1 rRNA gene is annotated in these 1594 nt (G+C 53.1%); it reads right to left on the reverse strand.

The annotated features are described in order from the left end of the window. Window positions 1-12 precede the first annotated feature (12 nt). Window positions 13-1543: ribosomal RNA gene (locus F0185_RS34000) — 16S ribosomal RNA — on the reverse strand. Window positions 1544-1594 lie beyond the last annotated feature (51 nt).

The raw sequence follows: 1594 nt of genomic DNA on the forward strand, positions 1-1594 counted from the left end.
GTGCAACTCTAGAAAGGAGGTGATCCAGCCGCACCTTCCGATACGGCTACCTTGTTACGACTTCACCCCAGTCACGAATCCTACCGTGGTAAGCGCCCCCCTTGCGGTTAAGCTACCTACTTCTGGTAAAACCCGCTCCCATGGTGTGACGGGCGGTGTGTACAAGACCCGGGAACGTATTCACCGCGACATGCTGATCCGCGATTACTAGCGATTCCAACTTCATGTAGTCGAGTTGCAGACTACAATCCGGACTACGATACACTTTCTGGGATTAGCTCCCCCTCGCGGGTTGGCGGCCCTCTGTATGTACCATTGTATGACGTGTGAAGCCCTACCCATAAGGGCCATGAGGACTTGACGTCATCCCCACCTTCCTCCGGTTTGTCACCGGCAGTCTCATTAGAGTGCTCTTTCGTAGCAACTAATGACAAGGGTTGCGCTCGTTGCGGGACTTAACCCAACATCTCACGACACGAGCTGACGACAGCCATGCAGCACCTGTGTTACGGTTCTCTTTCGAGCACACCTCGATCTCTCGTGGCTTCCGTACATGTCAAGGGTAGGTAAGGTTTTTCGCGTTGCATCGAATTAATCCACATCATCCACCGCTTGTGCGGGTCCCCGTCAATTCCTTTGAGTTTTAATCTTGCGACCGTACTCCCCAGGCGGTCTACTTCACGCGTTAGCTGCGTTACCAAGTTAATTAAAACCCGACAACTAGTAGACATCGTTTAGGGCGTGGACTACCAGGGTATCTAATCCTGTTTGCTCCCCACGCTTTCGTGCATGAGCGTCAATCTTGACCCAGGGGGCTGCCTTCGCCATCGGTGTTCCTCCACATCTCTACGCATTTCACTGCTACACGTGGAATTCTACCCCCCTCTGCCAGATTCTAGCCTTGCAGTCTCCATCGCAATTCCCAGGTTGAGCCCGGGGATTTCACGACAGACTTACAAAACCGCCTGCGCACGCTTTACGCCCAGTAATTCCGATTAACGCTTGCACCCTACGTATTACCGCGGCTGCTGGCACGTAGTTAGCCGGTGCTTATTCTTCAGGTACCGTCATTAGCAAGGGATATTAGCCCTCACCGTTTCTTCCCTGACAAAAGAGCTTTACAACCCGAAGGCCTTCTTCACTCACGCGGCATTGCTGGATCAGGCTTTCGCCCATTGTCCAAAATTCCCCACTGCTGCCTCCCGTAGGAGTCTGGACCGTGTCTCAGTTCCAGTGTGGCTGGTCGTCCTCTCAGACCAGCTACTGATCGATGCCTTGGTAGGCCTTTACCCCACCAACTAGCTAATCAGATATCGGCCGCTCCAGGAGCATGAGGTTCTTGCGAAGCCCCCACTTTCATCCTTAGATCGTATGCGGTATTAGCGTAACTTTCGCTACGTTATCCCCCACTCCAGGGTACGTTCCGATATATTACTCACCCGTTCGCCACTCGCCGCCAGGTTGCCCCGCGCTGCCGTTCGACTTGCATGTGTAAGGCATGCCGCCAGCGTTCAATCTGAGCCAGGATCAAACTCTTCAGTTCAATCTCTGTTTAATGTCCTTGCGGACAGATCGCTCACTCAAAATACTGACA

The sequence above is a fragment of the Massilia rubra genome, from assembly GCF_011682065.1.
Classification (GTDB): Bacteria; Pseudomonadota; Gammaproteobacteria; order Burkholderiales; family Burkholderiaceae_D; genus Telluria_A; species Telluria_A rubra.